The organism is Protofrankia sp. Cr1, assembly GCF_963555865.1.
GTDB lineage: Bacteria > Actinomycetota > Actinomycetes > Frankiales > Frankiaceae > Protofrankia.
The window spans coordinates 1-2,981 of sequence record NZ_CAUVXO010000619.1 but is presented as its reverse complement, the minus strand read 5'-3'; the positions used below and the strand labels follow the sequence as shown (position 1 = coordinate 2,981).

Annotated in this window: 3 protein-coding genes and 1 pseudogene; 2 read left to right on the top strand and 2 right to left on the bottom strand. The window is 68.0% G+C overall.

The window, feature by feature from the left end; translation table 11 throughout:
• Positions 1-662, bottom strand: a 662-nt coding sequence (locus U9980_RS26860) for a zinc-dependent alcohol dehydrogenase family protein (RefSeq protein WP_322770483.1), incomplete at its 3' end; no start/stop codon positions are given.
• A 162-nt stretch (positions 663-824) separates the two neighbouring features.
• Between U9980_RS26860 and U9980_RS26855 the strand changes: the two genes are divergently transcribed.
• On the top strand, positions 825-1,217 hold the full coding sequence (locus U9980_RS26855) for a helix-turn-helix transcriptional regulator (protein WP_322770482.1): 393 nt from the start codon (positions 825-827) through the stop codon (positions 1,215-1,217).
• A gap of 216 nt (positions 1,218-1,433) precedes the next feature.
• Positions 1,434-2,250 (top strand): annotated as a pseudogene (locus tag U9980_RS26850) (class I SAM-dependent methyltransferase).
• A gap of 17 nt (positions 2,251-2,267) precedes the next feature.
• Here the strand turns inward: U9980_RS26850 and U9980_RS26845 are convergent.
• Complete coding sequence (locus tag U9980_RS26845; RefSeq protein ID WP_322770484.1) at positions 2,268-2,978, bottom strand: Clp protease N-terminal domain-containing protein; 711 nt, start codon at positions 2,976-2,978, stop codon at positions 2,268-2,270.
• Between the last annotated feature and the right edge of the window lie 3 nt (positions 2,979-2,981).

Here is a 2,981-nt window from a genome sequence, read left to right as displayed (position 1 = left end):
TCGAAGACGAACTCGGCACCACGGCCACCGGTTGCGGAGAGTACCCTCTCCACGACGTTCTCCTCCTCGACGGCGATCACCTCGGCCGCGCCTGCCTTGAGCAACCGCTCCTTCTTGGCGCTCGTGCGGGTCGTGACGATCGGAACGGCGCCGACACGGTTTGCCACCTGGATGGCGGCAAGCCCCACACTGCTGGAGGCCGCGGTGAGGACGACGGTGTCACCGGCCCGCATGCCGCCGATCTCCACCAAGGCCCCGTACGCGGTCACATAGGGCATCCACACCGCCGCACCCACAACCGCGTCCACGCCCTCCGGACGCTGCAGCACCGCTGAGGCGGGAACGATGGCCCGCTCGGCGTAGACGCCGTAGTCGTTCTGTGAGAAGGCGGGTACGACACTGACCGCCTGACCGATCTCGAAGCCGGCAACGCCGGCGCCGACGGCCTCGACAACACCCGCGGCCTCATAACCCAGCCGGGCGGGAAACTCCTTGACCGGCTCGATGTAGTAGCCACTCCGGAACATCACCTCGGCCCGGTTGAGGCCGATCGCGTCCACCCGGACACGCAGCTCGCCCGGCCCGGGCTCGCCGACCTCCACGTCCTCCAGCCTCAGTACCTCCGGGCCACCGACGTCGTGGAACCGCACTGTCCTGGCCATCATGGATCGCCTTTCCGAACACGGGGATGGGGGGCCGGCGCGTGCGCCGCGGCGGCCGTCCCTAGTGAAGCCCATAAGTTCGACAGTTGTCAAACTTTGATGGTCACCAAACTTTGATCCGGCTCGTATGATAGGGAAGGCAGCAGAAGGAGGCGCTGGTTGATGGCCGTCGCACGATCCAGCGGGCAGGAGCGCGTCCCACCCCACCCCGACGTGCAGGCGATCACTCTTCAGAAGGTTCTCGAGGCTCTGGTGGACCCGGTGCGCCGCAGCATCGTCTGCCAGCTGTACGCCGCGTCCGGTGACATCAACTGCGGCGCATTCGACCTTCCGGTGGAGAAGTCCACGGCCACCCACCACTTCCGCGTGCTGCGCGAGGCCGGGCTCATCCGCCAGTACTACGTGGGCACCTCTCGGATGAACGCCCTGCGACACGTCGAGATCGACACGGTTTTCCCAGGCTTGCTCGGCGTGCTCGTGACCGCCGGCGACGGAAGCCGCCCAGCGGGGCCCGGCCCGGCTACCCCGGGACCGGACACGCAGACAGGGCTGTGAGGCCGGGAGGCCTCGGTGTTGAGTTGTTTGGTTGTTTTTGAAGATCAAATTTGATCAAAACGGAGTCGTCAACACCGTTGACTATCAACGGGTGCGGTCAATCGCTCGTCCTGGCTGGTGCTTTCGCTCCCCGGCCTGCGGGGGTACCATCACACACGGCTCAATATTCGGGATGACCGTCTCATAATATGAGACCCTTGATGAGAGGTCTCTGTGGTGGATGCCGCGAACGTCTACACGCATGGACATCACGTGTCGGTGCTGAGCGCACACCGGTGGCGCACCGCCGAGAACTCGGCGGCCTACCTACTCCCCTGGCTGGTGCCAGGCATGACAGTGCTCGACGTCGGCGCCGGGCCCGGCACGATCACCGCGGACCTCGCGGCCCGCGTCGCTCCGGGACGGGTGACGGCGCTCGAGGTCAGCGAGGAGGTCCTGGACCTCGCGCGGGCCGAGGCCGCCGCCCGCGGCCAGGACACCATCGACTTCATCGTCGGGGACGTCAACGCGCTCAACCTGCCGAACGACAGCGTCGACGTCGTGCACGCTCACCAGGTCCTCCAGCATGTGGCCGACCCGGTGGGCGCCCTGCGGGAGATGCGCCGGGTCTGCCGGCCCGGCGGGATAGTCGCCGCCCGCGACGGCGACTGCGCGGCGTTCGCCTGGTACCCGCGGCTCCCGGAGTTGGACGAGTGGCTCGCCCTGTTCCAGCAGGCAACCCGCGCCAACGGGGGCGAGCCCGACGCCGGCCGCCACCTGCTGTCCTGGGCCCGCGCCGCCGGCTTCACCGACGTGACGGCGACGGCCAGCACCTGGTGCTTCGCGACCCCGGCGGACCGGGCCTGGTGGGGCGGGATGTGGGCCGAACGCATCGTGGCCTCGGCCGTAGCCGACCAGCTGCTGACATCGGGCCTCGCCCTCGACGACGACCTCGCCCGGATGTCGAGCGCCTGGCGTACCTGGGCTGGCCTCCCCCGACGGCTGGTTCGCCGTCCTCCACGGCGAGATCCTCTGTAGGCGGCTCGTGACCTGACATCCGCGTCGAGACGGCTACGTCGCACGTGCCGCGACTACGGCGGCTGTGATGTGGGCGTCGGCGGTCGCCTTGTCGACCCCGAGGCTGGCGAGCACGCCTGTGCCGTCTTCGAGTTCCAACAGTGCGAGCAGGATGTGCTCGGTCCCGACGACGTTGTCGCCCATCCGTAGGGCCTGCCGGAACGTCAGTTCCAGCGCCTTGCGCGCCCCCGAGTCGTACGGGATGAGGTCGGGAACCTGGTCGGCTGCCTGCGGCAGGGTCGCGGTGACGGCTTGGCGGATGGTGTCCAGTGGTACGCCTTGGGCGACGATCGACTCCGCGGCGAGTGCATCGGGCTCGCTCAGAAGGCCCAGCACCAGGTGCGCGGGGCGAATCTCGTCGTTGCCGGCCTCCCGGGCTTCGTTCTGCGCGGCCATCACGACATTCCTCGCCGCTGTGGTGAATCGACCGAATCCCTGGCTGGGGTCGAGGGCCGACCCTTCCCCGGGACCCTTCGGAACGAAACGCTTCTGAGCGGCCTGCTTGGTCACCCCCATGCTCCTGCCGATCTCCGTCCAAGACGCGCCCGAGCGTCGTGCCTGGTCCACGAAGTGGCCGATGAGATGGTCAGCCACGTCGCCGAGATGATCCGCGGCGATGACCGCGCCGGAAAGCTGTTCGAGGACGTCGGAGTGCACCTTCTTGATGGCCTCGATCAGGTCGTCAAGCCGGACTGGATTCGTCATACG